This window comes from Mesorhizobium sp. WSM3224, assembly GCF_000427725.1.
Lineage (GTDB): Bacteria > Pseudomonadota > Alphaproteobacteria > Rhizobiales > Rhizobiaceae > Mesorhizobium.
Window position 1 is genome coordinate 259,437 of sequence record NZ_ATYO01000004.1, and the last position, 25,603, is coordinate 285,039.

The 25,603-nt window shown below is 63.6% G+C and carries 25 protein-coding genes; 10 read left to right on the forward strand and 15 right to left on the reverse strand.

Features of this window, described 5'->3' with window-relative positions; all coding sequences use genetic code 11:
- Positions 1 to 14 precede the first annotated feature (14 nt).
- From YU3_RS0110070 to YU3_RS36345, 5 genes are read left to right on the forward strand one after another with little or no spacing between them, the layout of a single operon-like run.
- Positions 15 to 314: a PqqD family protein gene (locus YU3_RS0110070; RefSeq protein ID WP_027166116.1), complete on the forward strand. Its 300-nt coding sequence runs from the start codon at positions 15 to 17 to the stop codon at positions 312 to 314.
- Positions 298 to 714 carry a lasso peptide biosynthesis B2 protein gene (locus YU3_RS36340; protein WP_036258252.1) on the forward strand — a complete coding sequence of 139 codons (417 nt, stop codon included), beginning with the start codon at positions 298 to 300 and terminating at the stop codon, positions 712 to 714. Before YU3_RS0110070 ends, YU3_RS36340 begins: the two co-directional genes overlap by 17 nt.
- Positions 715 to 717: 3 nt before the next feature.
- Positions 718 to 2,628 (forward strand): lasso peptide isopeptide bond-forming cyclase, encoded by a 1,911-nt coding sequence (locus YU3_RS0110080; RefSeq protein ID WP_027166117.1) that lies wholly within the window; start codon positions 718 to 720, stop codon positions 2,626 to 2,628.
- Entirely contained in the window at positions 2,625 to 3,605 is a 981-nt protein-coding gene (locus YU3_RS0110085; protein WP_036258222.1) for a serine kinase, read from the forward strand. Before YU3_RS0110080 ends, YU3_RS0110085 begins: the two co-directional genes overlap by 4 nt.
- 8 nt (positions 3,606 to 3,613) lie before the next feature.
- Positions 3,614 to 5,509: an ABC transporter ATP-binding protein gene (locus YU3_RS36345; RefSeq protein WP_084508032.1), complete on the forward strand. Its 1,896-nt coding sequence runs from the start codon at positions 3,614 to 3,616 to the stop codon at positions 5,507 to 5,509.
- On the opposite strand, the gene YU3_RS0110095 is transcribed toward YU3_RS36345, so the two are convergent.
- Positions 5,483 to 5,755 (reverse strand): hypothetical protein, encoded by a 273-nt coding sequence (locus YU3_RS0110095; RefSeq protein WP_027166119.1) that lies wholly within the window; start codon positions 5,753 to 5,755, stop codon positions 5,483 to 5,485. The genes YU3_RS36345 and YU3_RS0110095 overlap by 27 nt on opposite strands.
- A gap of 607 nt (positions 5,756 to 6,362) precedes the next feature.
- On the opposite strand from YU3_RS0110095, the gene YU3_RS0110100 reads away from it, so the two are divergent.
- From YU3_RS0110100 to YU3_RS36350, 4 genes are all read left to right on the forward strand, one after another.
- Complete coding sequence (locus tag YU3_RS0110100) at positions 6,363 to 7,040, forward strand: sugar transferase (RefSeq protein WP_027166120.1); 678 nt, start codon at positions 6,363 to 6,365, stop codon at positions 7,038 to 7,040.
- Between the two features lie 131 nt (positions 7,041 to 7,171).
- The gene (locus YU3_RS0110105; protein ID WP_051333906.1) at positions 7,172 to 8,404 is read left to right on the forward strand and encodes a polysaccharide biosynthesis/export family protein; all 1,233 of its coding nucleotides are present in this window, start codon (positions 7,172 to 7,174) and stop codon (positions 8,402 to 8,404) included.
- Positions 8,405 to 8,523: 119 nt separating this feature from the next.
- Positions 8,524 to 9,615 carry an acyltransferase gene (locus YU3_RS0110110; RefSeq protein WP_084508026.1) on the forward strand — a complete coding sequence of 364 codons (1,092 nt, stop codon included), beginning with the start codon at positions 8,524 to 8,526 and terminating at the stop codon, positions 9,613 to 9,615.
- Between the two features lie 43 nt (positions 9,616 to 9,658).
- Entirely contained in the window at positions 9,659 to 10,939 is a 1,281-nt protein-coding gene (locus tag YU3_RS36350; protein WP_051333907.1) for an O-antigen ligase, read from the forward strand.
- A gap of 101 nt (positions 10,940 to 11,040) precedes the next feature.
- Here the strand turns inward: YU3_RS36350 and YU3_RS0110120 are convergent, their stop codons facing one another.
- From YU3_RS0110120 to YU3_RS0110165, 10 genes are all read right to left on the reverse strand, one after another.
- Complete coding sequence (locus YU3_RS0110120) at positions 11,041 to 11,622, reverse strand: DUF1349 domain-containing protein (protein ID WP_027166123.1); 582 nt, start codon at positions 11,620 to 11,622, stop codon at positions 11,041 to 11,043.
- Between the two features lie 22 nt (positions 11,623 to 11,644).
- Complete coding sequence (locus YU3_RS0110125; protein ID WP_027166124.1) at positions 11,645 to 13,084, reverse strand: aldehyde dehydrogenase family protein; 1,440 nt, start codon at positions 13,082 to 13,084, stop codon at positions 11,645 to 11,647.
- A gap of 118 nt (positions 13,085 to 13,202) precedes the next feature.
- The gene (locus YU3_RS0110130; RefSeq protein ID WP_027166125.1) at positions 13,203 to 13,688 is read right to left on the reverse strand and encodes a hypothetical protein; all 486 of its coding nucleotides are present in this window, start codon (positions 13,686 to 13,688) and stop codon (positions 13,203 to 13,205) included.
- Between the two features lie 166 nt (positions 13,689 to 13,854).
- A complete protein-coding gene (gene ugpC, locus YU3_RS0110135; RefSeq protein ID WP_027166126.1) occupies positions 13,855 to 14,922 on the reverse strand; it encodes a sn-glycerol-3-phosphate ABC transporter ATP-binding protein UgpC in 1,068 nt (355 codons plus the stop codon).
- A 3-nt stretch (positions 14,923 to 14,925) separates the two neighbouring features.
- Complete coding sequence (locus YU3_RS0110140) at positions 14,926 to 15,774, reverse strand: carbohydrate ABC transporter permease (protein ID WP_027166127.1); 849 nt, start codon at positions 15,772 to 15,774, stop codon at positions 14,926 to 14,928.
- Positions 15,774 to 16,697, reverse strand: coding sequence for a sugar ABC transporter permease (locus YU3_RS0110145; RefSeq protein WP_027166128.1), 924 nt, complete (start codon positions 16,695 to 16,697; stop codon positions 15,774 to 15,776). Before YU3_RS0110145 ends, YU3_RS0110140 begins: the two co-directional genes overlap by 1 nt.
- A 448-nt stretch (positions 16,698 to 17,145) precedes the next feature.
- Complete coding sequence (locus YU3_RS0110150; protein WP_027166129.1) at positions 17,146 to 18,423, reverse strand: sugar ABC transporter substrate-binding protein; 1,278 nt, start codon at positions 18,421 to 18,423, stop codon at positions 17,146 to 17,148.
- 25 nt (positions 18,424 to 18,448) lie between these two features.
- Positions 18,449 to 19,651: a PLP-dependent transferase gene (locus tag YU3_RS0110155; protein ID WP_027166130.1), complete on the reverse strand. Its 1,203-nt coding sequence runs from the start codon at positions 19,649 to 19,651 to the stop codon at positions 18,449 to 18,451.
- Entirely contained in the window at positions 19,648 to 20,379 is a 732-nt protein-coding gene (locus YU3_RS0110160; RefSeq protein ID WP_027166131.1) for a FadR/GntR family transcriptional regulator, read from the reverse strand. The genes YU3_RS0110155 and YU3_RS0110160 overlap by 4 nt, the downstream gene beginning before the upstream one ends.
- A 122-nt stretch (positions 20,380 to 20,501) precedes the next feature.
- Positions 20,502 to 21,209 carry a DJ-1/PfpI family protein gene (locus YU3_RS0110165; protein ID WP_027166132.1) on the reverse strand — a complete coding sequence of 236 codons (708 nt, stop codon included), beginning with the start codon at positions 21,207 to 21,209 and terminating at the stop codon, positions 20,502 to 20,504.
- Between the two features lie 101 nt (positions 21,210 to 21,310).
- Here YU3_RS0110165 and YU3_RS0110170 point away from each other — a divergent pair, with 101 nt between their 5' ends.
- Positions 21,311 to 22,258: a GlxA family transcriptional regulator gene (locus tag YU3_RS0110170; RefSeq protein WP_027166133.1), complete on the forward strand. Its 948-nt coding sequence runs from the start codon at positions 21,311 to 21,313 to the stop codon at positions 22,256 to 22,258.
- Here YU3_RS0110170 and YU3_RS42105 read toward each other — a convergent pair.
- The 4 genes from YU3_RS42105 to YU3_RS0110190 form a co-directional block, all read right to left on the reverse strand.
- Positions 22,240 to 22,371, reverse strand: a complete 132-nt coding sequence (locus YU3_RS42105) for a hypothetical protein (RefSeq protein ID WP_280795732.1) — start codon at positions 22,369 to 22,371, stop codon at positions 22,240 to 22,242. The two genes, YU3_RS0110170 and YU3_RS42105, sit on opposite strands and share 19 nt — an antisense overlap.
- 125 nt (positions 22,372 to 22,496) lie before the next feature.
- The gene (locus YU3_RS0110180) at positions 22,497 to 23,351 is read right to left on the reverse strand and encodes a carbohydrate ABC transporter permease (protein ID WP_051333908.1); all 855 of its coding nucleotides are present in this window, start codon (positions 23,349 to 23,351) and stop codon (positions 22,497 to 22,499) included.
- Positions 23,351 to 24,208: a sugar ABC transporter permease gene (locus tag YU3_RS36355; RefSeq protein WP_198021653.1), complete on the reverse strand. Its 858-nt coding sequence runs from the start codon at positions 24,206 to 24,208 to the stop codon at positions 23,351 to 23,353. Before YU3_RS36355 ends, YU3_RS0110180 begins: the two co-directional genes overlap by 1 nt.
- Before the next feature lie 71 nt (positions 24,209 to 24,279).
- On the reverse strand, positions 24,280 to 25,587 hold the full coding sequence (locus YU3_RS0110190; protein WP_027166136.1) for an ABC transporter substrate-binding protein: 1,308 nt from the start codon (positions 25,585 to 25,587) through the stop codon (positions 24,280 to 24,282).
- Between the last annotated feature and the right edge of the window lie 16 nt (positions 25,588 to 25,603).

The following is a 25,603-nucleotide window of genomic DNA, read 5'->3' on the forward strand; positions in this document are numbered from 1 at the left end:
AACGAGGTTTTAGGATGCACTGGAACCCTTCGGACCATGACCGCGTGGTCGCAACCGGCGAGGCGGTGGCCTGCGAATTCGGCGCCGGACTGGCGCTGCTCCACCTCAAATCCAATGTCTACTACAGCCTGAACGGCGTCGGCGCCTTCATCTGGGAGCAGATCCAGGAGCCGCGATCGATGCTCGATATCCGCAGCGCCGTGCTGGCGCGCTACAATGTCGATGCCGAGCGTTGCAAGGCCGATGTCGACGGCTTGCTGAAGGGGCTGACCGAAGCAGGGCTTGCGAGGCTCCACAGTGAGGAACTGGTCTAGGCTCCGCTCGCTGAGCGGCCGAGAGGTGCTGTTTCTGGCGCGCTGCCTGACGGTGGTGAGCGCTGTGCGGCTGGCGCTAACGCTTTCCTCCTACAGGCGTGTCCGCAGCCTGGTCACGCGGCAGGACGCCAGACGCGACGCCAGCATCGCAGACCTGCGGCGTGTCGCCTGGGGCGTCGCCGCCGCGGCGCGGCTCGTGCCGGGCGCCAGTTGCCTCACGCAGGCGCTGGCCGGGCAATATTTGCTTGCGCGCCAGGGCAACGCCTCGAAAATCAGCATCGGCATCGAAAAGGGGACGGGCAGCGATCTCAAGGCGCATGCCTGGTTGATGAGCGGCAACCACATCGTGCTTGGCGGCTCGATCAACGGATTTGCCCATCTGGTCGATCATGGATCGTGACCGATGAGCGGCGTCGCCGGAATCGTGCATAGCGACAATGGCCGGCCCGCCGCGGCCGGCGATATCCAGCAGATGCTTTCGCGCATGCGCCACCGCGGCCGCGACGGCAGCTCATGGTGGATGGACGGCAGCGTGGCGCTCGGCCACGCCTGGCTCGACACAACCGACGAGGACGGCCCCGGCCCGCTGACCATGGCCGGCGGCAAGCTCGCCATCACCGCCGACTGCCGGCTCGACAACCGCGACGAGCTTCTGGCGCGGCTCGGCATGCGCGACCAGTCGACAGCCGACCCGGTGCTGATCATGCGCGCCTATCTGAAATGGGGCGAGGCCTGTCCAACCTATCTGCAGGGCGATTTCGCCTTCGCAATATGGGATGGCGAGCGCCAGGCGCTGTTTTGCGCGCGCGATCATTTCGGCGTCAAACCTTTCTACTATCATTCGACCGACAGGCGTTTTGCGTTTGCCTCGGAGATCGGGCCGATCCTGGCGCTGGACGGCGTCGGCAGGCGCCTCAGCGAGCACCAGATCTCCGGCTTCCTCGCCGGCCTGCCGGATGATCCGCAGGCTACTCCCTATGCCGAAATCTTCCGCCTGCCGGCACGGCACGGCATGATGGTCGCGGACCGTCAGGTGACGCTTCGCCGCTACTGGCAGATCGAGCCGTCGCAACGACCGCTGCGCTCGGACGCGGCTGAAGAATTCAGGCATCTTTTCGCGCAATCGGTGGAGAACCGGATGCGCGGCACGCCGGCCGTCGGCGCCATGCTGAGCGGCGGGCTTGATTCATCCTCGATCGCCTGCCTCGCGGGTCTCAGGGCGGCGGCGAAGCGCAACCCGAAGCTCAAGACCTTCTCGCTGGTGTTCGACAAGGGATCGTCGATGGACGAGAAGCCGTTCATCGATGCGGTGCTCGACGACAATCCGCTCGACGCCACGCTGATCGCCGTTGGCAATTACGCGCCGTTCGGCGAGTTCGAGCGCATCCTGGAGGAGCAGGAAGGCACGTTCCTCGCGCCCGGCCTGTCGCTGACCCGCGACCTTTACCGAACGGCGGGCGCAAAGGGCGTCAAAGTGCTTCTCGACGGGCATGGCGGCGACGAGGTCGTCTCGCAAGGCCATGGGCATCTTCACGAGCTCGCCAATGCCGGCAGGTGGCTCGAGCTGTGGCGCGAACTGCACAGCGCCGCCAACACCTATGGCGAGGGCATGCTTTCCCTCTATTTCAAATTCCTGACCATCTATGGACCGGCCTGGCGGATCGCCAGGATGAGGTCGATGGCCAGACGCCTTGTCGGCAAGGTATTGCTGAGGCCAGCGCCCGCGCCGCGCGGCTGGGCAAGTCTGGTCAATCCGGATCTTGCCAGGCGCACCGATCTTGCCGAGCGCTTTCACCGCAGCGGCTACATGCCCCGCGCCGTCAGCGCCAGCGAAGCGCTGACGCATCGCTGGCTTCTGTCCACCGGGCTGGTGCCGCACGCCTTCGAAGTGCTCGACAAGGCCGCCGCCAATTTCGGCGTCGAGCCCCGCTACCCGTTCTGGGACAAGCCGCTCGTCGAATTCTGCCTGGCGCTGCCCGGCGAGGAAAAGCTCAAGGACGGTTTTGGCCGCCATGTGCTTCGCCGGGCCATGCAAGGCGTTCTGCCGCCAGCAGTGCAATGGCGGCGCGACAAGATCGATTTCACCGCCAACCTGGTCAAAGGCATGCTCGGCAACCACCGCGAGCTTCTGGACAGGTTGCTGATATCGGACAGCGAACGGATCGCGCCCTATGTCAACCTGCCTGAAGTGAACGCGATCTATGAGCGCATGCTGCGTCAGCCCGAGCAGGCGACGCTGCCCGACGTCCAGCATGTCTGGCGCTCGGTATCGCTGTCGCTGTGGCTGCGGCAAGTCCAGGGAAGCGCTGCATGAATCTTCCAATCGCTTCCCTTGCGCGGCCCGAGCCCACCGCTGAAACAGTGACGCCGAGCGGACGTGTCCGCCATTTCTACAAGGCCTACGGGTTGATCGTCAGCTCGGAAGTGACCTTGCCGGAACTGGAGCCGACGGCACCGGCGACGCCGGACCTGGAGATTGCGGTCGGGCCGGTCGATTTTCCCGACGCCGTGGCGCAGGACGCCACCGCCTTCCGCTTCGAGGCGACGCGCCAGTATCTTTCCTGGCAGGCGGTCGGCGCCTTCATGATCAGCGGCGCCAACCGGATCGATGTCGATCCGGCGCCGGGCATCGACGATCCGCTGCTCGCCTTTCCCCTGCTCGGGCCGGTGATGGCGCTCGCCCTGCATCGACGCGGGCTGCTCGTCCTGCATGCCAGCGCCATCGCCGTCGGCGGCAAGAGCGTGATCTTCATGGGCGACAAGGGCGCCGGCAAGTCGACGATGGCGGGCGCGATGATCCGTGCCGGCCATCGACTGCTCACCGACGACGTCGTAGCGCTGGATTTGTCCGATCCGGACCGGCCGATGATCCTGCCTGGATTTCCGCAACTCAAGCTCGCCGCGGATGCGGCCAGCGTCATTCGCCTCGAGCAGGCGGAGGTGCGCCCGCAGGTGCATCCGCAGATCGACAAGGCACAGCATCGGCTGCGCGACGGATTTGCCACCGAGGCGGTGCCGGTATCGCGCATCTATGTGCTCGAGCGCGGCGGGCGGGCGGCGATCTCGCCGCTGACGGGTGCCGCCGCGCTGCCGGCGATCATCAAATTCTCCTATATCACGCGGTTCGGCCGGCAGGCGCTGCCGGGCGATTTCGCCGCCGCGCATCTGCGGCAGTGCGCGCAGATCGCCGGGCGGATCGGCGTCAGCCGCCTCGAAGTGCCGGCCGGGCTCGCGCGGATCGACGAAGCGGTCGCGGCGATCGAAACCGACCTGGCGTCCAGGACAAGGTGAGCCAGGGCATGGGCTGGTCCTCCAAGCTTCGCCTGTCGTTTTTCCGGGACGTGGCCGGTTTCGGCGCCATGATGGCGCATATCGGCGGACGGCGCACGGCGACGGCACTTGCCTTCCTGATCCTCGGCAGCCTGACGGAAGGCGCCTCAATCCTGCTGCTCGTTCCGCTGCTGCGCCTGATCGGCAAGGCCGACCAGGATTATGCGGTGCGGGTGCCGGAGGCCCTGCATTGGCTGGTGCCCAGCGGAACGCTGTCGCTCGCAACGGTGCTCTGCCTGCTTGTCGCGTTGGTGGCGCTGCAAGCGACGTTCAACCGCTTCAAGTCGGTCTACATGGCGCGGCTGCTCTACGATTTCGTCAATCGCGTGCGCATGAACCTGTTCGAGAGCATCGGCAAGGCGCGCTGGGGCGTTTTCACCTGCATCCGCAGCTCCGATCTCGACCATGCGCTGAACGGCGATGTCGACCGGGTGCAGGTGGCGGCCTTCTCGCTGCTGATGCTCACCCAGGCCACGCTGCTCCTGGTCGGCTATCTCGTGGTCTCGCTGTTCATCTCGCCGGTGATGACGTCCTTCGCCATCCTGGTCGGCCTGGTGCTTTTGGTTGCGCTGCAGCCGTTCCGGGCGCGCGCCAGCGCCTATGGCCGCACGCTGACCGGCAATCGCCAGGACCAGTACCGAACGGTCTCCGAGTTCCTCAGCGGCATAAAGGTCGCCAAGAGCCTCAATGTCGAGGCAGGCTATTTTGCCGAGCTCGGTTCGACGCTGGACAGGATGAAGGCCGACAACATCGCCTTTGTCCGCAACAGTTCGCTCGGCACCGCGCTGTTTCAGGTGGCGAGCGTGATCGGGCTCAGCCTGTTCATCTACATCGCGCTGGTCCGCTTCCACCTGTCGCTTGCCGAGATCGTCGTGCTGCTCCTGGTCTTCATGCGGGTCGCGCCGCGCTTCATGGACATGCAGCTTCAGACCCAGCAGGTGCTGATCAACCTGCCGGCCTACGCTTCGATGCAAAGCCTCCAGGCCCGTTTCGATGCCGAACGCGAGCCGGAAGAGAGCATGGCCGAGCAAGGCGCGAAACTGTCGCTCGAAACCGGCCTCAACGTTCGCAACGTATCGTTCGCCTATGGCGAGGGCGATGGGAAACCGGTGGTCAGCGATATCACCTTCGGCCTGCCGGCCGGCAAGGTGACGGCGCTGATCGGCCCCTCCGGTTCAGGCAAGAGCACGATCGCCGACATGCTGCTCGGCCTGCTCGAACCCACCGGCGGCCGGATCCTGGCCGACGGCGTGGAGATCACGGCACAAAATCGAAGGGCCTGGCGCGATCGGGTCGCCTATGTGCCGCAGGATGTGTTCCTGCTGCACGACACGATCGCCGCCAATCTGCGCCTTGCCGCGCCCGAGGCCGGCGACGACGAGCTATGGGCGGCCCTGCGCAACGCCCATGCGGCCGATTTTGTCGAACGGCTGGCATTGCGGCTCGAGACGGTGGTGGGCGACCGCGGTGTGCGGCTTTCCGGCGGCGAGCGGCAGCGCATCGCCTTGGCGCGGGCGCTGCTGCGCAAGCCGTCGCTGCTCATCCTCGACGAGGCGACGAGCGCGCTCGACTGGCAAAACCAGTCGTCGATCGCGCAGTCGATCGAGGCGCTGCGCGGCCACATGACGATTTTGACCATCGCGCACCGGCCATCGATGATCGCCTTTGCCGACTGGGTCGTGGCCATAGAGAACGGACGCTTCGTCGAGGTCGGACACTATCGGCGGCTGAAGGCAAAAGCCGGCAGCCGCCTTGCCAGGATGCTGGCCGGGGAGCAGGCCGAGCGCGAGACCGCGCCGCCGGCCGAGGCAGGGCTTGTCCCGGCGCCGGTCGAACGATCAGTGGAGGCTGCGTCTGGCGCTTAGCTTTTCGCCTTCGGCGACCTTGTTCAGGATTGTGCCGCGGTCGGTCTCGCGGACCTTACCGGCCGATGTCGGCGTGGTTGTGCCAATCATGGCAAAGATCAGAAGGAAATAGCCCGCCTGGATAATGACGGCACAGACGACGGTACGAAGGACGATGGTGCCCAGCGGGGCGCCGTCGAAATACGACCAGCCGATGACGATCGCTAGCGCGAACATCATACCGACGATGAATTTTGGCAGAGACATGATCGCCGGCCTCTCAACCGAGACGAGCATGCAGAAGCTGCGACTTACCCACCCGCGTAACTCCCCGTTGCGCCAAAGAGCCTTTTGTGGCTGCCCAATCCGGCCGGTTGCTTCCGGCCTTCCTTACCCATGCAGACTATGACAGGAACAATTTGCGACTCTATTAAGGCGGGCCGTTCGGAGCAAGGCCCGACAGGTATGGTTTCCAACGATTTTACGAGATCGACTCTGCCATGCTGCGTCGCACACTGTGGCCCCACCACCTATTCAATGCAGCGCTTGGCGCCTCAGTAAAACTCACCACTTTGATTAGTATTTTACCTGAACAACTTACCATCGCGAGTGCTTCCAGCGACATGCAACCGCGTTTCTTCTGCAGCAAGGAACGCACTGTCCAAAAATGGCCCAAAAGACGGACTACATTTTCCCGGTTTTCTCTCACCTTGTCATAAACATGCCACAAAGGTGAAAATTTGGGCATGGCTGGTTTATTATTTAGTCAATTCATGACGTGAACATTTCAATGTGATGGGAAATTGTGTGTTGCGCTGCAGCATTTTTTTGATATCTTGGCGTAAACCATCCGTTCAACGTATGGAGCTTCTGCATGAGGGACGTCGCCAAGTCGGCTAATGCGGGTTTTGCGCAGGCCGGCGTTGATTTTCCACCCCCTATCGGCGGTCTGATCAAACGCAGTTTCGATATCGTCGGTTCCCTGGCGGGGCTGGCTCTGCTCAGCCCGCTTTTCCTGATGGTCGCCCTGCTGGTCAAGCTTTCGGACAATGGGCCGATCTTTTATGGCCACAAGCGTATCGGCCGCGGCGGCAGGATTTTCTCCTGCCTCAAATTCCGCACTATGGTGCCGGATGGCGAGCGCGTGCTTGCTGCGTATCTGGCGGCCAATCCGGAAGCCAATGCCGAATGGATCGCGACGCGCAAGCTGAAGAACGATCCGCGCGTCACCCGCGTAGGCCAGGTGCTTCGTAAGCTTAGCCTCGACGAACTGCCGCAGATCCTCAACATCCTGCAGGGCGACATGAGCCTTGTCGGCCCGCGCCCGGTCGTGCGCGACGAATTGGAGATCTATGGCAGCGCCGCGGTCTATTACCTGAAGTCGCGCCCGGGTCTCACCGGGCTGTGGCAGGTGAGCGGCCGTAACGACGTATCCTATGACACGCGCGTCGCCTTCGACCGCCATTATGTCGAGAACTGGTCGTTGTTCGAGGACATTCGCATCATCTTCAAGACAGTTCCTGCCGTGTGGATGTCGCGCGGCAGCTATTGACCGACGGGCCTGTCCCGCAGAACTCGGGGCAGGCATCCGGCAGTGATCTCATTCGGGCGGATGGGGCCAAAGCGGATCGGAAAGTTCATTTGACAAAAAACCCCTTCGGACTGTCTTTCGCCTGCAGTCTCATGTCCAGGATACCAGCCCGCTTCGCGGGCATCTTGCTTGCAGCGTCACTGGCCCTGCCGCAGCTTGCTGCCGCCGGCGATTATCAGCTTGGCCCACAGGATAAGCTTAACATCCGCGTCGCCGAATGGCAGACGGTCGACGGCACCTTCCGTGACTGGTCGGCTATCAATGGCGAGTATTCGGTTGGCCCGGGAGGGACGCTCTCGGTGCCATTCGTCGGCGACATGCAGGCCGCCGGCAAGACGACATCGGAGATCGCCTCGGCGATCGGGGTCGCCCTGCAACGCAAGCTGGCGCTGCCCGACAAGCCGGAGGCCTCGGTCGAGATGGCGCAATTCCGGCCGTTCTACATTTCCGGCGAAGTCCAGAACCCCGGCCAGTTTCCCTTCGTGCCAAATCTGACCGTGCTCAAGGCGATCAGCATTGCCGGCGGCATACGGCGCAGTGCCGACTATGGTCCTCAACTTGCCAAGGATCTGATCACCGCCAAGGGCAGCTATGACATCTATGACGACCAGCACTTGCGGCTGCTGGTCAAGCGAGCCCGCATCGATGCCGAGCTTACCGGGAAAACGACTTTCGAGGTGCCTCAGGAAATTCAGGGCGATTCGAGATTGCCGACCATCGTCGCCGACGAAACGGCGATCCTGGTCTCCGACCAGAAGTCGCTGAAGCTGAAGCTCGATGCGCTCGACTCTTTGAAGGGCGTCCTGCAGTCGGAAATCGAATCGCTGCAGAAGAAGATCACCAACCAGCAGAAGCAGGTCGATCTGGCGGTGCAGCAGGCCGACAGCATCGGCCCGCTGGCGCAGAAAGGCCTGATTGCCAATGCGCGATTGCTTTCCTCGCAGCAGTCGGTCACCGACCTGCAAGGCAAGATCCTCGACTACGAGACAGCCATCCTCACCGCCAAGCAATCGATCAGCAAGGCCGAGCAGGACGCCATCGATGCCCGCAACACGCTGAGTTCGGGCCTCACCGCCGATCGGCAGCAGACCGAAGCGAGTCTGAACGAGGCAGCGTTGCGGACCGGCATGCAGAAGGGCCTGATCGCCCAGGCATCCGATCCGGCAACGGCCGCCGCCCTCACCGGCACTGAAGAACCTGCGCTGCTCTATTCGCTGGTGCGGGTCGCCGACGGCAAGACGAGCGAGGTCGAAGCCAAGGAAGACACGCCCGTGCTGCCGGGAGACGTGATTAAGGTGAAGCTGGCGCCGACGACCAGCCAGTAGCGCGGCCGGCCCGGGCTTGCCCGAAGCGAAACCGAGGAATGGAGGCGGGAGGAAAACGTCAGGCTCGTTCGCGCGCGGCGCGGGCGAGCGATCTGTTTTGGACCGCTTGAAGGCATAACATGCAGCCCGCAGCCCCGCGTCATGTGTATCTGAACCTCGACGCCATCCGCGGCGTGGCGGCGATCAGCGTCATGCTGTACCATTTCTCGCCATTCCTTGCCGACGGCAGGGTGCTGCCGTCGAGCTATCTCGCGGTCGATCTTTTCTTCCTGCTCAGCGGCTTCGTCATCGCGCATGCCTATGACCGCAAGATCGAGAATGGCATGGGCTTCGGCTCCTTCGTGGCCATCCGCCTGATCCGGCTCTATCCGCTCTATCTGGCCGGCACGCTGCTCGGCTTCTTCTATTTGCTGGTCAAGAACAGGCTGATGCCGACGGAGTACATGCCGCTGTCCGAGATCGGCATGCAACTCACGACCGGCATGCTGTTCATTCCGTTGGTCAGCGACGCCTATCATACGATCTTTCCGCTCAATCCCGCTTCGTGGTCGCTGTTCTTCGAGCTTATCGTCAACATCGCCTATGTCGCGGTCTTCTTCCTGCTGTCGCGGCGCGTGCTGACGGGGATTGTCGCCGCCAGCCTGGTGCTGCTCGTCGTCGCCTCGGTTTTTGCCGGCACGCTCGATTTCGGCATGACCGGCAACACCATCCTCAGCGGGCTGCCGCGCGTAGCCTTCTCGTTCTTCCTCGGCGTGCTGCTCTGCAGATCGATGGTGCGCTGGCAAGGCAGCCTCGGCTTCCTGCGGCGCGGCTACTGGGTCGAAGGCGCGATCCTGCTTACGCTTGCCGTCTTCGCCCTTGCCCCGGCCGGCGGCGCCCGCGTTGTCTACGACCTTGCCGCAATCGTCATCGTCTTTCCGATCATGGTGATGACCGGCGCGGTTGCGCCGACCGCGCCGCTATTGTCAGGCTTCTATGGCTGGCTCGGGCGGATTTCCTACCCGATCTACATCATCCACACGCCGATGCTGATGATCATCGCCGGGGCCGGCAAGGCCGTCTCGATCGATCCGTTCGCGCATCATCCGTGGTTCGGTTTCGTGATGGCGGCCCTGGTCATCGTCATCGCCGACATCGCCACGCGCATCTATGACGAGCCGGTGCGGCGCTTCCTGCAGCGGCAGATGCAGCGCGCGCGGGCCGTAGCTTAGCGCGGTTCATCGCAAAAAAAGGGCTCAACGGGCAAAATCCGGTATGAAGATTCCGAAATCCATTCTGATCGATCCCGACCGCAACGAGACTTACGGCGTCTTCGCCGTCACGGTCTCTATGATCGCCTTCGCCTACTCGCCCAATTTCGGCCAGATCCTGATCCTCGCCTACTACGCCGTCTGGCTGCCGCTGCTCCTTGTCGACTATCGGCGCTTCACCTGGAAGCTTTCCAGCGCGTGGTTGCCCATATTGCTTGCGGCCTATGTCTGCTTCTCGGTGTTCTGGTCCCAGGCGGCGGGCATCAGCGCACGCGCGGCGGTGCAATATTCCTCGCACATCGTCTGCGCCTATGTCGCGGCGCGCACCATCAACGTGCGCACGCTGGTGGTCGGCTCGCTGATCGGTATCTTTTTCGTTCTGTTCTATTCACTGAAAGTCGGCGCTTACGCGCTCGACACGATCGACGGCACGGTCAATTTCGTCGGCGCCTTCGGCTCCAAGAACCAGATCGGCTTCTTCTCTTCGCTTGGCATCTTCTTCTGCCTTGCGTTCCTGGTGTTCTACCGGCGCAACTGGCTGGGCTTCGTCTGGACCGCGCCGATCATGCTTTTGTCGGTCTACATGCTTGCCATCTGCCATTCGGCCACGTCGGTGGCCTCGCTGCCGGCGGTGATCGGCATCGTGGCGCTGCTCACCATGTCCAAGGTTCTGTCGCGGCGTTATCGTCGCGTGCTGTTCATCGTCGGCGCCGGCGCGCTGGTGACAGCCGTCGCGGCGGCGCTGAACCTCGGCCTGCTGGATGTCGTGCTCGGCATTTTCGGCAAGGATTCGACGCTCACCGGCCGCACCTATCTCTGGGAGCAGGGCTGGGAAGCGGCGCAGCAGCATCCGCTGCTCGGCTATGGCTATGCCGCCTACTGGGTGCAGGGCTTTGCCGATCCGGAGCGGCTGTGGGCGGAATTCTACATCTCGACCCGCTCCGGCTTCCACTTCCACAACACCTATGTCGAGACGCTGGTCGAGATCGGCTTCATCGGCGTCACCTTGCTGGCGCTGGTCATCCTGCGCGCCTTCTACGGCCACATATCGAAAGTGGTGTTCGGCGACTGGAGCGCCGATTCGGTGGTTCTTGCCGGCGCGATCGGGCTGATGCTGATCCGCTCCTTCTTCGAGGTCGAGATGCTCGGCCCCTACTTCATGGCGTCCTTCATCGTCTATTACGGCCTGTTCAAGCTGAGCCCATTGCCGGCTTTCCGGCGCCGCAGGGCAGCCATTCCCGTCGAGGACGAGAGGCACAATGGCCACATGCCGGCGCCGGTCTAAAGCGCGTCGCCTGAATCCGTTTCGATGCGACGCGCTTTAAAGTCATTGTTTTGATGCATGTCGTTGTCCCGGAACCGCATGACGCTTCTGGGCTACATCCATCAGTCATGCAGGTCCCGCGAAATCGCCGGCCCGATTGTGAAGCCGGAAAATGTCACCTCGAAGCCTTCGCGCTGCGGCGAGCAGCACATCATGCCGACATCGACCGATCTCGAGATCGGGAAATAGGCCAGCCGCACCGGTTTCCAGTGGCCATCGGAGGCGTCCAGATATTGGATGCGGATCGCTTCGGCATGACGGGTCAGGCGGATCCTGACGCCGTCCTTACCGGCGGCGATGGCGACCAGCGACCAGTCGGAGGTGTCGTTGGTGACGACGACGGAGAAATAAGCCAGCCCGTCGGTGTATTCGATGCCGGCCTTGATCCAGTGCGTTTCGCTGAGACGCAGCATCAGCCCCGCCTGATCGTAGAGCACCTTGTAGTCGCCCTTGACGGTGACCTCGGCACTGAAGTCACCCTCGACCGGACGGTAGAGGAAATGGCCGTTGTCGCGCCAGAAGCCATAGAAGGTCTCGCGCCAGAAGTCGGTTTCCTTGGCCGTTCGAACGGTGAGCGTGCCGTCGCCGACCGTGTGGTGCGGCGGCGGGTTGAGCCATGTCATGCCGGCCATGCTGGACGCCATCGGTTCCCCCTCCGATTCTTGCTTAGCCGGCAAATGTATAGGCGGTCTTCACCGTGGTGTAGAACTCCATCGCGTAGCGGCCCTGCTCGCGCGGACCGTAGCTGGAGCCCTTGCGGCCGCCGAACGGCACGTGGAAGTCGACGCCCGCCGTCGGCAGGTTGACCATGACCATGCCGGCTTCCGAGTTGCGCCTGAAATGCGTCGCGTGCTTCAGGCTGGTCGTGCAGATGCCGGAGGTCAGGCCGAACGGCGTGTCGTTGGCCACAGTCAGGGCCTCGTCATAGTCCTTGACGCGGATGACGTTGGCGACCGGGCCAAAAATCTCCTCGCGCGAGATGCGCATGGCATTGCTGGAGCCAACGAACAGCGCCGGCTGCAGATAGAAGCCGGGAGTCCCTCGCTCCAGCCGGTCGCCGCCGAAGGCGAGCTCGGCGCCTTCCTGGCGGCCGATAGCGATGTAGTCCTCGTCCTGCTTGAGCTGGGTCTGGTCGACGACCGGACCGATCTGGGTCTTGGCGTCCAGCGCATCGCCGATGACCAGCTTGTCGAGGCGCTCCTTCACGGCATCGACGAAGCGGTCGTGGATGCCTTCGGTGACGATCAGGCGCGAGGACGCGGTGCAGCGCTGTCCGGTCGAGAAATAGGCGCCGTTGACCGCGCAATCGACGGCCGTGCCAAGATCGGCGTCATCGAGCACGACGAGCGGGTTCTTGCCGCCCATCTCAAGCTGGAACTTGCGCATATGTTCCACACTTGCCGCGGCGACGCGCTTGCCCGTGCCGACCGAGCCGGTGAAGGAGATGGCGTTGACGTCGGGGCTGTCGAGCATGGCCTGGCCGACCACGGAGCCCTTGCCCATGACAAGATTGAGCACGCCCTTGGGCAGGCCGGCGCGGTGCAGGATGTCGACGATTGTCCAGGCGCTTTCGGGCACCAGCTCGGCCGGCTTGAAGACGATCGTGTTGCCGTAGGCGAGCGCCGGGGCGATCTTCCAGGCAGGGATGGCGATCGGGAAATTCCACGGCGTGATGATGCCGACGACGCCGACGCCCTCGCGGGTCATCTCGACGCCGACACCGGGCCGCACGCTCGGCACCATCTCGCCCGACAGGCGCAGCGTCTCGCCGGCGAAGAAATCGAAGAGCTGCGCGGCGCGGATCGTCTCGCCGACGCCCTCGGCCAGCGTCTTGCCTTCCTCGCGCGCCAGCGAGCGGCCGATCTCGTCCTTGCGCGCCATGATCTCGTCGGAGGTTTTCTTCAGCACGGCGTGGCGGGCCAGCGGTCCGGAGCGCGACCAGGCCGGAAAGGCCGCCTTGGCGGCTGCGATGGCCTGCTTTGCTTCTTCCGGCCCGGCCGAGGCGTACTCGCCGACGACATCGTTGGTGTTCGACGGGTTGATGTTGCGCGAGCCGGCCTCGCCAAGCCACTCGCCATCGATCAGATTCTTACGCAGCACGGTCATCTTTTTTCCTTGAGTTTTTGGTCGTGGTCGCCATCGGCAGGTCAATTGTCAGACAAATGATATAGTCATTGCCCGGGAGGAGGTCTACCCGCGATCTTAAACCTAGAGCAGGCTCGCGTCAGGTCGAGAACGACCAGAACAGGCAGGCAAGCGTGACCGCGCCGAAGAGGACGAAGAACAGGCTTCTGAGCAGGATGTTGCGGCGAAGCTCGTTCATGGTGAGATGCGCGGCCACGATCGCCGCAACGAAGAGGAAACGCCAGTTGAAAAGCGCCCAAAGCACATCATGCTGGCCGAAGGCCCATCTGGCGAGCAGCGAGCCGACGATCGCCGCGAACAGCACGATCGTCGCCCAGAAAATCGCGTCGGCGGCATGGGTCAGCACGACGCCGGCGGCGCGGATCGGCAGGATCATCATCAGCATCGCGCCGAAGAAATAGACGGCGGCGATCGCCAGGAAAGAGCCGGCGTCGGCGATGCCGTCGAGACGCTTCACGCCGAACGCGCCATAGGGATAGCCGTGCCTCGCTACGGCCAACGACAGCGCCATCAGCAAGGCGCCCAAAACCGTGATCAGTGCGAATGTGCCGAGGGCTTTGCTCATGCTTTTCCTGTCTGAATCGGGATGACGTTTCGTTGAAACGCCATGCCGGTTCAGCTCTTGTTGGAGCATGATCTTTTCCGAAAACCGGTTCCCACTTTTCCGGATCATGCTCTAGCGAATCAACAGGAACGATTTTAGCCTATGGTCTTGCGTCCTGCATCGACGGCTAGCCGATACGGTCGCCGCTCTTCGGATCGAAGAGGTGGAGCGACGCCGGGTCGGCGGCGAGGCGGATCGCATCGCCCGGCTTCACGTCGCTGCGACCCATGACGAAGACGCAGATCTGCTGGTTGGCCAGCCTGACATAGAACTGCGTCGACAGGCCGAGCGGCTCGACCACCTCGACCTCGGCCTTCAGCGCGCCGTCGTCGACCAGCTTGATGTGTTCCGGCCGCAGTCCGACGGTGAGCGCGTCGCCGTCCTGCAACGGCAGGCCGTCCGGCAATCTGAGCTTTTGGCCATCGGCGAGCACGGCATCCGCCTTGCCGCCCTTGGCAACTTTCGCCGGCAAGAAATTCATCCCCGGCGAGCCGATGAAGCCGGCGACGAAGGCGTTGGCCGGCCGGTCGTAAAGCTCGAGCGGGCGGCCGACCTGCTGGACGTAACCGTCATGCATGACGACGATGCGGTCGGCCATGGTCATGGCCTCGACCTGGTCGTGGGTGACATAGACCGAGGTGGTCTTGAGCTGCTGGTGCAGCGCCTTGATCTCGGCCCGCATATGGACGCGCAATTTGGCGTCGAGGTTGGAGAGCGGCTCGTCGAACAGGAACACCTTTGGATCGCGCACGATGGCGCGGCCCATGGCGACGCGCTGGCGCTGGCCGCCGGAAAGCTGGCGCGGCAGGCGGCCGAGATAGGAGTCGAGGCCAAGGCGCTTGGCGGCCGCACCCACCCTGCCGTCGATCGTCGTCTTCTCGGCCTTCTTCAGCAGCAGGCTGAAGCCCATATTCGAGGCGACGTCCATATGCGGGTAGAGCGCGTAGGACTGGAACACCATGGCGATGTCGCGGTCCTTCGGCGCGACGTCATTGACCAGGCGCTCGCCGATGCGGATCTCGCCGCCGGTGACCTCTTCCAGCCCGGCGATCATGCGCAGCAGCGTGGACTTGCCGCAGCCCGATGGGCCGACCAGGACAACGAACTCGCCGTCGGCGATTTGCAGATCGACGCCGTGCAAGATGCGCAGCGCGCCATAGTCCTTCTCGACGTTTTGCAGCGTGACGGAAGCCATCGATTATCCTTTGACCGCGCCGGCGGTGAGGCCGGTGACGAGATAGCGTTGCAGGAAGGCGAAGAAGATGCAGACCGGGATGAGCGCCAGGATCGAGGCCGCCATCATCTGCCCCCAGTCGACGGCGAACTTGCCGATGAAGGTGAGCAGGCCGACGGCAAAGGTCTTCTGCTCGTCGCTGGAGATCAGCATCAGCGCGAACAGCAATTCGCTCCAGGCGGCGGTGAAGACGAAGCCGAGCGTGGCGCCCATGCCGGGCAAAGTCAGCGGCACGATGACCCGGCGCATCGCCTGGGCGCGCGTGCAGCCGTCGATCATCGCCGCTTCTTCCAGATCCTTCGGGATGCCGTCGAAGAAGGATTGCATGAGGAAGGTGGCGAAGGCGGTGTTGAATGCAGTGTAGATGATGATCAGGCCGATCAGGCTGTTGGTCAGGCCGAGATCGCCCATGATGCGGTAGATCGGCGGGATGACCATGACCAGCGGGAAGGTCTGGGTGAGAAGCAAAAGGATCGCCAGCGTCGCCTTGCCGCGGAAGGTGAAGCGCGACATGGCGTAGCCGGCGAGCGTGGCGATGACGGTGACAAACGCGGCCGTCGACACCGAGACGATGACGCTGTTCAGAAAATAGCGCGGGAAGTCCGACGCCTCCAGCACGGCGACGAAGTTCTGGAACGTCGTCTGCGACGGCCAGAAGGTGATGCCTTCCGAATAGAGCAGTCGCTCGGGCGTGACCGAGATCTTCAGCGTCCAGAAGATCGGAAACAGCGCGAAGATCACATAGGCGGCGACGGCCGCGTAGAGCCCGATGCCGCCGAAAATGCGCGAGGAGATGGAGCGACCGGCGATCATCAGACATGCCTCACGAGCATGCGGCGGATGGCGATCAGCCCGATGGCGTAGGCGATGAGCAGCACCAGAAGCAGCACCGCCACCGCCGAGGCGTAGCCCTTGTCCAACGACTTGAAGGCGCTGACATAGATGTAGACCGGCACCGTGCTGGTCGAGCCGGCAGGCCCACCCTCGGTCATGACGAAGATCAGGTCGGCGAAGGTGGCGATCCAGATGGTGCGCAGCATGACGGTGATGACGATGGTCGGCGCCAGGAAAGGCAGCGTCACCTTGGTGAAGCGCTGCCAGGGCGAGGCGCCGTCGATCGCCGCGGCCTCATGCAGCTCGGACGGGATCGACTTCAGCGCCGCCAGCAGCGTGATGGCGAAGAAGGGGATGCCGAACCAGATGTTGGCGATAATCGGCCCCCACATGGCGGTGGCGGGATCGGACAGCACATTGGTCGGCTCGGCCTTCAGCCCGAGCGCGAAGAGCCAGTGCGGCAGCGGCCCGATGATCGGGTTGAACAGCCACGCCCAGGTGAGGCCGGACAGGAAGGAGGGCACCGCCCAGGGCAGGAATACAACAGCCTGCACCACCTTGCGGCCGTAGAAAGGCTTGTCGAGCAGCAGCGCCAGGCCGAGGCCGAGGAAGAACTGGAAGAACAGGCTGGCGACGGTCCACCACAGCGTGTTGATCAGCGCCTGGCCGAGCACCTGGTCGGTGAGCATCGCCTGGTATTGGGCGAGGCCGACATATTGCGACTTGAAGGCGGAGAATTTGCGAAAGGAATAGCTGATGCCGATGATCAGCGGCACCAGCAGCACCAGGACCAGCAGGACGATAGAAGGTGAAAGATAGAGCCACGGCTCGATCGAGGCCTTGCTCAGCCGCTGCTTGCGCGGCCGGGCGGCGGATCGGATTTCGGACACGGCGTAGGTCATACAGGCGGCTCATGGGTGATTAATGGATGCCGGCGGCGTCGGGACAGCGCCGGCCTCTGCCTCCTTGAGGCAGGGCGATCGCACATGAGTTTCTACGAAGAGGACCCCCACCCTAACCCTCCCCACAAGGGGGAGGGAACGCTGCCGCATGCTACCCTTTTGGCGTCGAACCTAGGCGATTTGCGGAGATCAGCGCCTACCAAGTCTCCCTCCCCCTTGTGGGGAGGGGTTAGGGGTGGGGGTCCTCTTCGTAAAAACTCATATGCGATCGCCCTGCCGTCCACGGGGAGAAGATGCCGGTCCACCCTCCGCACCTGCCGGACAGCTGCTGCGGAGGATGGGCAGGCAGATGAGGGGCGGCGCTAGCTTCTCAGAACTTGGCGCAGCCCCTCATCCGACCCTTCGGGCCACCTTCTCCCCGTTGAACGGGGAGAAGGAAAAACCGGTGCTACTTCTTGTTCTTGGCCATCCAGTCCTGCTGTTCCTTGGTCAGGAACTTGGCCCATTCGTCGGCCACCTGCTTGGCCGGCTTCTGGCCGAGCAGCACTTCCTGGAAGTTCTTGATCGCCACCTGGTCGACGAAATTGCCGAGGTTTTCGAGATGCGTCGGCGGCGTCACCATTTCATATTTGGAGGTGTCGCTGAGCTCGGTGAACCAGCCCTTGAACTGCTCGGTCTTGAAATGGGCGTCCTGGTCGGCGCCGTTGTGAATCGGCACGACGCCGACTTCCTTTGCCCATTCCAGATTGTCCTTGGGCGAGAGCAGCGTCGCCATCAGCTTCCAGGCTTCGTCCTTGTGCTGGGAGTTGGCGAACATCGCCCAGCCGGCATAGCCGAGCGTCGGGTAGGATTTGCCGCTCGGTCCAACAGGGAGCGGCGCGACGGCGAAGTCGTCGGCGCTCATCTTGTCGGCGATGCCGAGCAGCGCGTCCGGATCCTGATTGAGCATGGCGCAGGTACCGGAATAGAAGCCGGTCACCGTTTCGTTGAAGCCCCAGCTCACGGCGTCCTTGGGCGCCAGGCCGTTCTTGTACATGTCGGCCAGCATCTGCAGGCCCTTGACCGAGCCTTCATCGTTGATGGTCGAGACACCGTCGTTGGTGAAGTAGCCGCCCTTGCCGTCGGCGATGTTCATGAACATGTGCATGCCGTTGAAGGCGCCGGGGCCGCCGCGCAGGCAGTAGCCGTATTTGCCGGGGATCGCCGAGATCTTCTTGGAGAACTCGACGAACTCGTCGAGATTTGCCGGCGGACGGTCGAGACCCGCCTCCTTGAACAGCTTCTTGTTCCAGAACAGCGCGTTCACATAATAGCCGTAGGGGATCATGAACTGCGTGTTGTTGACGGTCGAGCCAAACTGCTTGGCGCGGTCGCCGAGCGTCTTGGCGTCGTCCCACTTGGCCATGTAGGGGCCGAGATCCTCGAGCTGGGCATTGTTGGCATAGAGGCCCATCCAACGTTCCGGCATCTCGACGACATCGGGCGTATCGCCGGCCTGCACCATGGTCAGGAACTTTTCGAAGGCCTGGCCCCAGGGCAGCGAAACCACCTCGACCTTGATGCCCGGGTTGGCGGTCTCGAATTCAGCGATCTGCTTCTTCAGGAATTCGGTGCGCGGCGGGCTGGTGATGACCTCGACCAGCTTGATGGTGGTGTCGGCCAGCGCGCCGCTGGCGGAAATCGCCAGGCCGGCTACGGCGGCAAGCATGAAGGTCAGTCTTTTCATGTTCAGAACTCCCATTTTGAACGCGTTATTTTTTTGACTTGTCGAAGGCCTGGGCGATGTCTGCCCAGAGGTCCTCGACATTCTCCAATCCGACATTGAATCGGATGGTTCGGGGGCTGACGCCGAAGCGCGCCATCGAATTGATGCCCGGCGTCTGCTCGAGCGAGGCCTTGGCCGGCACGACCAGGCTTTCATGGCCGCCCCAGCTGACGCCGATGCGGAAATATTTCAGCGCATCGACGAAAGCCGGGATGTCGACATCCTCGGTGACCTCGAAGGAGAACAGCCCGGCATAGCCGGCTAAAGTCTTCTTGCCGGGGTGATTGGAATAGGCGGGGTGGTTGACCCGCTCGACCTTGTCATGCGCCTTCAGCCGCTCGGCAATGGTGAGCCCGCTCTTCATGTGATGCGGCAGGCGCAGCGGCAGCGTGCGCAGGCCGCGCAGCAGCAGCCAGCCTTCGAAGGGCGACAGCTTGGCGCCAAGCTGGGAATAGGTCTGCTCATTGATATGCTTGATGTGCGCCGCCGAACCCGCCACCACGCCGGCGACGGTGTCGCTGTGACCGCCGAGATATTTCGAGGCCGAATGCAGCACGAGATCGACGCCGTGCGAAATCGGCTTCTGGAACACCGGCGTCGCCCAGGAATTGTCGATGGTGGTGACGATACCTTGCTCCTTAGCCAGCCGGGCGAGATGCGCGATATCCTGCAGCTCGAACAGCATCGAGGTCGGGCTTTCGAGGTAAAGCAGCTTGGCGCCGGGAAGTGCCGCGGCAATCGCGTCCGGATCGGAACCGTCGACATAGTCGACCTTGATGTTGAGGCGCGGGAAAAGCCGCTCGAACAGGCGGTAGGCATCGCCATAGCAGTTGCGCACGGCGACGATGCGTTCGCCGGCGCCGACAAAGGCGAGCAGCGTGGCGCTGATGGCCGCCATGCCGCTGGAGAAACCGCGGGCGGCTTCAGCGCCTTCCAGGGCCGCCACGCGCGCCTCGAACTCCATCACCGTCGGGTTGTCGCCGCGCGAGTAGATCGGCTGCTTCCTTCTGCCGGCAAAGGTGTCGGCCATGTCGGCATAGTTGGCGAAGGTGAACAGCGAGGTCTGGTAGATCGGCGGCACCACGGCGTTGCCGGGAAACGGATCGTCATGCGCCAGAAGCGTCGCCGCCTCGGCGAGATAGTCGCTGGCCAGCGAAGCAGTGTCGAAGGCGTTGAGCTGCTCGTTCATTTGCGGTCCAAAAGCTTGAGGTTGGCGGCGCCGCGCTTCAGATCGTCCTCGACGGTGGCGATGAGCTTCAGCGCCTCGGCGCGAGCGCCATCGGGATCGCGCGCGGCGATGCGGTCGAAGATGGTGCGGTGGTAGGGGAAGCTGGCGTGGCCGAAGTCGCGCACGCCGAGCGGATGCTCCCAGAAGCGGTGGAACAGCTCATGCATGGCGGCGATGATCTGCTCGAAGAGCGGATTGCCCGAGGCGCGATAGACCGCCTGGTGGAACTCCCAGTCTTCCTCCGAGGACATGCCGGCGCGGGTCCGGAAGGCCTCTTCCATGATGTCGAGCTTGCGCTCGATCCCGGCGATCTCGGCCTTGCCGGCGCGAATGGCGCAAAGCGCCGCCGCCTCGGCTTCGAGCGCACGGCGGATTTCCAGCGTGCGCATCAGGCCAGTGAAATCATTGCCGCCGGCGAGCGTCAGCGGCATGTGCAGCATATCAGGGGAAACAGCGGTCTTGAGATAGGTGCCCGAGCCCTGGCGCCGCTCCACCAGGCCGAGCCCCTCCCATCGCGTCAGGGCTTCGCGAACCGTGTTGCGGCTGACCTTGAGGCGTTCGGCCAGGATGCGCTCGGTCGGCAGTTTTCCGCCGGGGCCCAGCGCTTCCTGCCGGACAAAGCCCGCCAAGGCCTTCAGCACCGCGTCATCGCGGGCCGTCGTCTGGATGGGGGGCAGGAAGTCGGTCACGCCGGCTGAGCCTAAAGTGGTTCAATGGTCCAACCAATTTCTGCACAGAGCGAAAGGCGAGTCAACAGTCGAAACGAAGCCGGGCCGAGTGGCGCGGAGCTGCGCCACTCGGCTCCCTGGCTTCAGGCGTGAATGTGCGACGGCGTGGCCGCCGCGCGCGCTTCGCGCCAGCGGGCGAACATTTCCTCGCGGACCCGCCTCGAACCCGCGAGCCGCTCCTTTGCCTCCGCCAACACGGCCGGCGAAGCCTCGGCGGGCGTGCCGGAGCGGAAAGGGGGAGCCGGCGCATATTCGAGCGACAGCTGCACCGTCTCGGCCTCGGCCTGTCCGAGGAGCCTTGCGACCAGCGCCAGCCCGAAATCGATCCCCGAGGTGACGCCGCCGGCGGTGATCAGCTTGCCGTCTTCGACGATCCGCGCATCGACAGGGATCGCGCCGAACTCTTCAAGGAAATCATGCGCATACCAGTGCGTGGTGGCGCGCTTGCCCTTCAGCAATCCGGCCGCGCCGAGCACCAGGGCGCCGCTGCAGACCGAGGTGATGTAGCGCACCTGCGCCGCGCGCTCGCAGACGAAATCGAGGACCGCCTGGTCTTCCAGCAGCGCGTTGACGCCGCCTCCGCCTGGAATGCACAGCACGTCGAGAGGCGGGCAATCGTCGAAGGTCGCGGTCGGCGTGAGGGAAAGACGCGTCGAAGACGCCACCGGATTGCGGTCCTTCCAGATCAATTCGACCTCGGCGCCCCTGGCGGTGGCCAGGACTTCGTACGGCCCGGTGAGGTCGAGCTGCTGGACATTGGGGAATACGAGAATGCCGAAACGAAGGGTCATGGAAATCTCCACAGGTTGACTCGGGGCGAGTTGACTTCTGGCAATCTAAGGCATCATGGTTTGGCACGATCGCCAATCATCCCTCGTTTCAGGCCAATGCCATGCGCCGTATCGAAATCCTTGCCTATCCCGACATCCAGCTCCTCGATGTCAGCGGACCGCTTCAGGTTTTCGCCAGCGCCAACGACTTCAGGACGCAGGCCGGCGGACCGGCCGCCTATGACGTCGCCGTCGTCGCCACTTTGCCGCGGATCAGGACATCGGCCGGTCTCGTGCTGGAGGCAACAGCGCTGCCGGCGCACGGGCTCGAGATCGACACGCTGATCGTGCCCGGTGGATGGGGCGTCAACGCGGCCTGCGATGATCCCGAGCTGGTCCAGTGGATCGTCGGCCGCTCGCGCGATGCCACGCGAACCGCTTCCGTCTGCAGCGGCGCCATGCTGCTGGCGCAGGCCGGCCTGCTCGACGGCCGCCGCGCGGTTACCCATTGGGGGCGCTGCGCGGAGTTCGCCCGGCGCTTTCCGGCGGTTCGGCTCGAACCCGACCCGATCTTTATTCGTGACGGCAATGTGTGGACCTCGGCCGGCGTGACAGCGGGCATCGATCTTGCGCTTTCCTTCGTCGAGGCCGACCTTGGCCGGCGCATGGCGCTGGCGGTGGCGCGCGAACTGGTCGTCTTCCTGAAACGTCCGGGCGGCCAGGCGCAGTTCAGCCAGACCCTCAAGCTGCAGGAAGGCGACGGGCGCTTCGATCGGCTGCATGGCTGGATCCTCGACAATCTGGCCAGCGACCTTTCGCTGGCGCAGTTGGCCGAGCAAGCCAATATGAGCCGGCGCAGTTTCTCGCGGCACTATCAGGAAGCAACCGGGCGGACACCCGCCCGTGCCATCGAGGAGATCCGTATCGAAGCGGCGCGGCGGATGCTGGAACGGGGGCAGACGGTTGGCCAAACGGCCCGGCGCTGCGGCTTCGGCTCCGAAGAAACGATGCGTCGCGGTTTTCTACGCGTGCTGGGCACCAACCCGCGCGATTACCGCGAGCGTTTCTGATCGCGATCGAGAACGGCAGTCTGGCCGCTGCCCGGCGTGGCCCCACCGGGCGAAAGGGCGTCGCCGGCACGAAGGCTGTCGCGCGAGCGGAAAACTTCCGCAACCTTCGTCATTCCGCATCTCCTGTCCAGCGGTTGCCAGCCGTCGCCCAGATCGGCCGCGAGCCGCCAGATCAAACCGCCTTGCGTCGAGAGCACGCAGCGAAGGCGGTCGCCGGCGATGGCGATATCGGCCGTCGTCAGCCCTTGATGCCGGTCGCGGCAATGCCGCGCACGAAGTGGCGCTGCAAGGCGAGGAAGAAGAGCGCCGTCGGCAGGGTCGCCACGACGGCTGACGCCATCAGCACGCTTTGCTTCATCGACATGCCGGCCCCGCCAACCAGCGTCGCCAGCCCGACCGGAAGCGTGCGCGTCTCGTCGGAATTGGTGGCGATCAATGGCCAGAAGAAATTGTTCCAGCTGGCGACGAAAGTGAAGATCGCCACGGTGGCAAGGCCCGGCTTGGTGAGCGGCAAAAGGATGCGCCAGAAGAATCCGAAACGGCTGCATCCGTCCATGATCGCGGCATCCTCCAATTCCCTCGGCACGGCCTGGAAGAATTGGGTGAGCAGGAACACTCCGAAGGCGTTGGCCGAGGCCGGCACGGTCAGGCTGAAAATGCTGTCGACCAGGCCGTAGCTGTTCAGGCCCAGGAACAGCGGGACGAACAGCAGTTCGTATGGCAGCAGGAAAGTCGCGAAGATGACGCCCATGATGACGCGGCGGCCGGGGAATTGCATGCGCGCCAGCGGATAGGCGGCCAGCGCGTCGACGGCCAAGGTCAGCACGGTCGTCAGTAACCCGACGACTGCCGAGTTGCGGAACCAGGTCAGCATGGGAAAGCGCTGGAACAGCGCGCCATAGGCCTCAAGCGTCGGCGCATCCGGTATCCATGCCGGCGGATAGGCGTAGATCTCGCTCTCCGGCTTGATCGATGTGACCAGCATCCAAAGGATCGGCGCGCCCCAGAGCACCGTCACCACGCCCATCAGCATATAGGCCAGCGCGCGCCCGCCAAGCGATTTCCCGGCACGGGCTGAACGTTGGTCCTGCATCAGATCGCCTTCATCAGCTTCATCTGGGCCAGCGAGAAGACCAGCGTGATCAAGAGCAGCACCACGCCCGCGGCGGCTGCCGGCCCCATTTCGAAATTCTGGAACGCGGTGAGGTAGATGTACTGCACGATGACGAAGGTGCTCGCTTCGGGCCCCCCTTGCGTCATCACATAGGCCTGGCCGAAGACGCGCCAGCCATTGATGATGGTGAGCGCGGTGACCAGCGCCATGGCCGGCCGCAGCAAAGGCAGCGTGATGTAGACGAAACGCTGCCACGGGCCGGCGCCGTCGAGCGTGGCGGCGTCGTGCAGTTCTTCCGGAATATCCTGCAGCGCCGCCAGGAAGATGATCATGTTGGTGTTGACGGTCCACCAGATGGTGGTGATGGCCAAGGCCGGCATCGACCAATGCGGATCCTTGAGCCAGGCGATGGGCTCGATGCCGATCGTGGTCAGGTAATAGTTGACGAGGCCGGTGCCCTTGTCGAACAGCCAGCCCCAGAGGATGCCGACCGTCGAGACCATGACCACATAGGGTAGGAACACCACCGTTCGCACGAAGGCGGTGCCCTTGAGCTTCTGGTCGAGCAGCATGGCAAGGGCCAGGCCGAGCACGACCATCGGGATCGCCGTCAGGAAGACGAAATAAAAGGTGTTCTTGATCGCGGTCAGGAACAGCGGATCGGCGAATATCTGCCGGTAATTGTCGAACCCGATGAATTCAGGCGTGCCGAGAATGTCCCAGCGCATGAAACTGATGCCGACGGCGGCCAGCGTCGGCATCAGCATGAAGGCTATGAACAGCGCCAGATAGGGCGACAGGAAGAGATAGGCGGCAAGCGTCATGCCGCTGCGCACCGCCCCTCCCTCCTGCGCAGCTGCGCGGCGGGCCCTGGAGCGGCCCGCCGGTTGTGATGCCAGCGATGTCATCAGCCCTTCTTCAGCTGCGCGTCGAGACCTTCCTTCATCGCCTTCAAGGCATCCGGCACCGGCTTGGAGCCGCTGAGCGCGGCCTGAAGGTTGGTGACCAGCGGCGTCGGCTTGTCGAAGGAGAAGACCGAGAGGTACTGCGGGATCAGCGGCTCGTAGACGATGTTAGGCAGGTCGTCGACGAAGGACTTGAAGTACTTGTACTGCTCGGTGCCGGTGAAGGCAGCGCTCTCGCGCACCGCCTTGCTCTGCGGGATGATGCCGACGGTGGTGGCGGGTGCTGCGAAATTGTCGAAGAACCACTTCATGAAGGTGCCGTCGGCGGCGAGCTTATCGTCGTTTTTCTGCTTCGACACCGCCATGCAGTGCGAGTTGGCCCACACCGCCGGCTTGGCGCCAAACACCGGCAGCTGCGCGGTCATGAAATTCATCTTCTGCGCCATGCGCAGATTTACCTCCCACGGACCGATGAACTTCATCGCGACCTGCTTCGAGGCGAAGGCGTCCTCGCCCTTGTTGCCACCGACCTCGGGGTTGGTGACGCCATGAACGTTGATCAGGTCGACGAGGTACTGCAGCGCCTTCTGCGAGGCCTCGCTGTCGACCGCGGCGAGGCCCTTGTCGTCGAGGAATGTGCCGCCGAACTGGTACATCAGGCTGAACCAGATCCAGCGCGCAGTCGCCCAGGTGTTCGGCAATTCAAAGCCGTATCGCGTGACCTTGCCGCCGCCGTCCTTGACCGTGAGCTTCTTTGCCCATTCGAGGAATTCCTCGCCGGTCTTTGGCGGCTTGGTCGGATCGAGCCCGGCCTCCTGCACCATATCGACATTGTAGTAGAAACCGAGCGGATGGACGTCGAGCGGCGCGGCATAGACCTTGCCGTCGAAGGTCACACCGGTGCGGCCGGCATCCGGAACCTGCGACAGGTCGAGGCCGGACGAGGCGACGACATCGTCGATCGGACGGATGACCTTGCGCGTGGCAAATTCGGGCAGTTCGGTGATGTGGAAGAGCACCAGGTCCGGCGCGCGTCCACCCGCCGAGGAGACCACCCATTTGGAAAACAAGGTATCCCAGTCATAGCCGGTCGGCTCGATGGTGACGCCCTTGCCGCCCTTGTTGAAGGTGTCGATGACGCCGTTGAGCGCGGTGGTGTTGTCGGCACCGGTCCAGCCGTGCCAGAGCGTGACCTTCTCGTCCGCAGCAAACGCGATGCGCGGCAGCGAGCCCGCCAGCGCGGCGCTTGCACCAAGCGCAAGCGCCTGGCGGCGCGTCAACAGGGATTTTGCGAACACATCATTTGCCATTTTATCCTCCGATTTA

Excerpts from the sequence above, each read along its gene's own strand:
- YU3_RS0110105 (WP_051333906.1), top strand. The coding sequence starts at position 7,172 with ATGTCCAGGATACCAGCCCGCTTCGCGGGCATCTTGCTTGCAGCGTCA.
- YU3_RS0110170 (WP_027166133.1), top strand. The coding sequence starts at position 21,311 with ATGCGCCGTATCGAAATCCTTGCCTATCCCGACATCCAGCTCCTCGAT.
- YU3_RS0110165 (WP_027166132.1), bottom strand. The coding sequence starts at position 21,209 with ATGACCCTTCGTTTCGGCATTCTCGTATTCCCCAATGTCCAGCAGCTC.
- YU3_RS36350 (WP_051333907.1), top strand. The coding sequence starts at position 9,659 with ATGAAGATTCCGAAATCCATTCTGATCGATCCCGACCGCAACGAGACT.
- YU3_RS0110140 (WP_027166127.1), bottom strand. The coding sequence starts at position 15,774 with ATGATCGCCGGTCGCTCCATCTCCTCGCGCATTTTCGGCGGCATCGGG.
- YU3_RS36345 (WP_084508032.1), top strand. The coding sequence starts at position 3,614 with ATGGGCTGGTCCTCCAAGCTTCGCCTGTCGTTTTTCCGGGACGTGGCC.
- YU3_RS0110100 (WP_027166120.1), top strand. The coding sequence starts at position 6,363 with ATGAGGGACGTCGCCAAGTCGGCTAATGCGGGTTTTGCGCAGGCCGGC.
- YU3_RS0110150 (WP_027166129.1), bottom strand. The coding sequence starts at position 18,423 with ATGAAAAGACTGACCTTCATGCTTGCCGCCGTAGCCGGCCTGGCGATT.
- YU3_RS0110085 (WP_036258222.1), top strand. The coding sequence starts at position 2,625 with ATGAATCTTCCAATCGCTTCCCTTGCGCGGCCCGAGCCCACCGCTGAA.
- YU3_RS0110110 (WP_084508026.1), top strand. The coding sequence starts at position 8,524 with ATGCAGCCCGCAGCCCCGCGTCATGTGTATCTGAACCTCGACGCCATC.
- YU3_RS0110080 (WP_027166117.1), top strand. The coding sequence starts at position 718 with ATGAGCGGCGTCGCCGGAATCGTGCATAGCGACAATGGCCGGCCCGCC.
- YU3_RS0110095 (WP_027166119.1), bottom strand. The coding sequence starts at position 5,755 with ATGTCTCTGCCAAAATTCATCGTCGGTATGATGTTCGCGCTAGCGATC.
- YU3_RS0110120 (WP_027166123.1), bottom strand. The coding sequence starts at position 11,622 with ATGGCGTCCAGCATGGCCGGCATGACATGGCTCAACCCGCCGCCGCAC.
- YU3_RS0110180 (WP_051333908.1), bottom strand. The coding sequence starts at position 23,351 with ATGCAGGACCAACGTTCAGCCCGTGCCGGGAAATCGCTTGGCGGGCGC.
- YU3_RS42105 (WP_280795732.1), bottom strand. The coding sequence starts at position 22,371 with ATGACGAAGGTTGCGGAAGTTTTCCGCTCGCGCGACAGCCTTCGTGCC.
- YU3_RS0110190 (WP_027166136.1), bottom strand. The coding sequence starts at position 25,587 with ATGGCAAATGATGTGTTCGCAAAATCCCTGTTGACGCGCCGCCAGGCG.
- YU3_RS0110155 (WP_027166130.1), bottom strand. The coding sequence starts at position 19,651 with ATGAACGAGCAGCTCAACGCCTTCGACACTGCTTCGCTGGCCAGCGAC.
- YU3_RS0110125 (WP_027166124.1), bottom strand. The coding sequence starts at position 13,084 with ATGACCGTGCTGCGTAAGAATCTGATCGATGGCGAGTGGCTTGGCGAG.
- YU3_RS0110130 (WP_027166125.1), bottom strand. The coding sequence starts at position 13,688 with ATGAGCAAAGCCCTCGGCACATTCGCACTGATCACGGTTTTGGGCGCC.
- YU3_RS0110145 (WP_027166128.1), bottom strand. The coding sequence starts at position 16,697 with ATGACCTACGCCGTGTCCGAAATCCGATCCGCCGCCCGGCCGCGCAAG.
- ugpC (WP_027166126.1), bottom strand. The coding sequence starts at position 14,922 with ATGGCTTCCGTCACGCTGCAAAACGTCGAGAAGGACTATGGCGCGCTG.
- YU3_RS0110070 (WP_027166116.1), top strand. The coding sequence starts at position 15 with ATGCACTGGAACCCTTCGGACCATGACCGCGTGGTCGCAACCGGCGAG.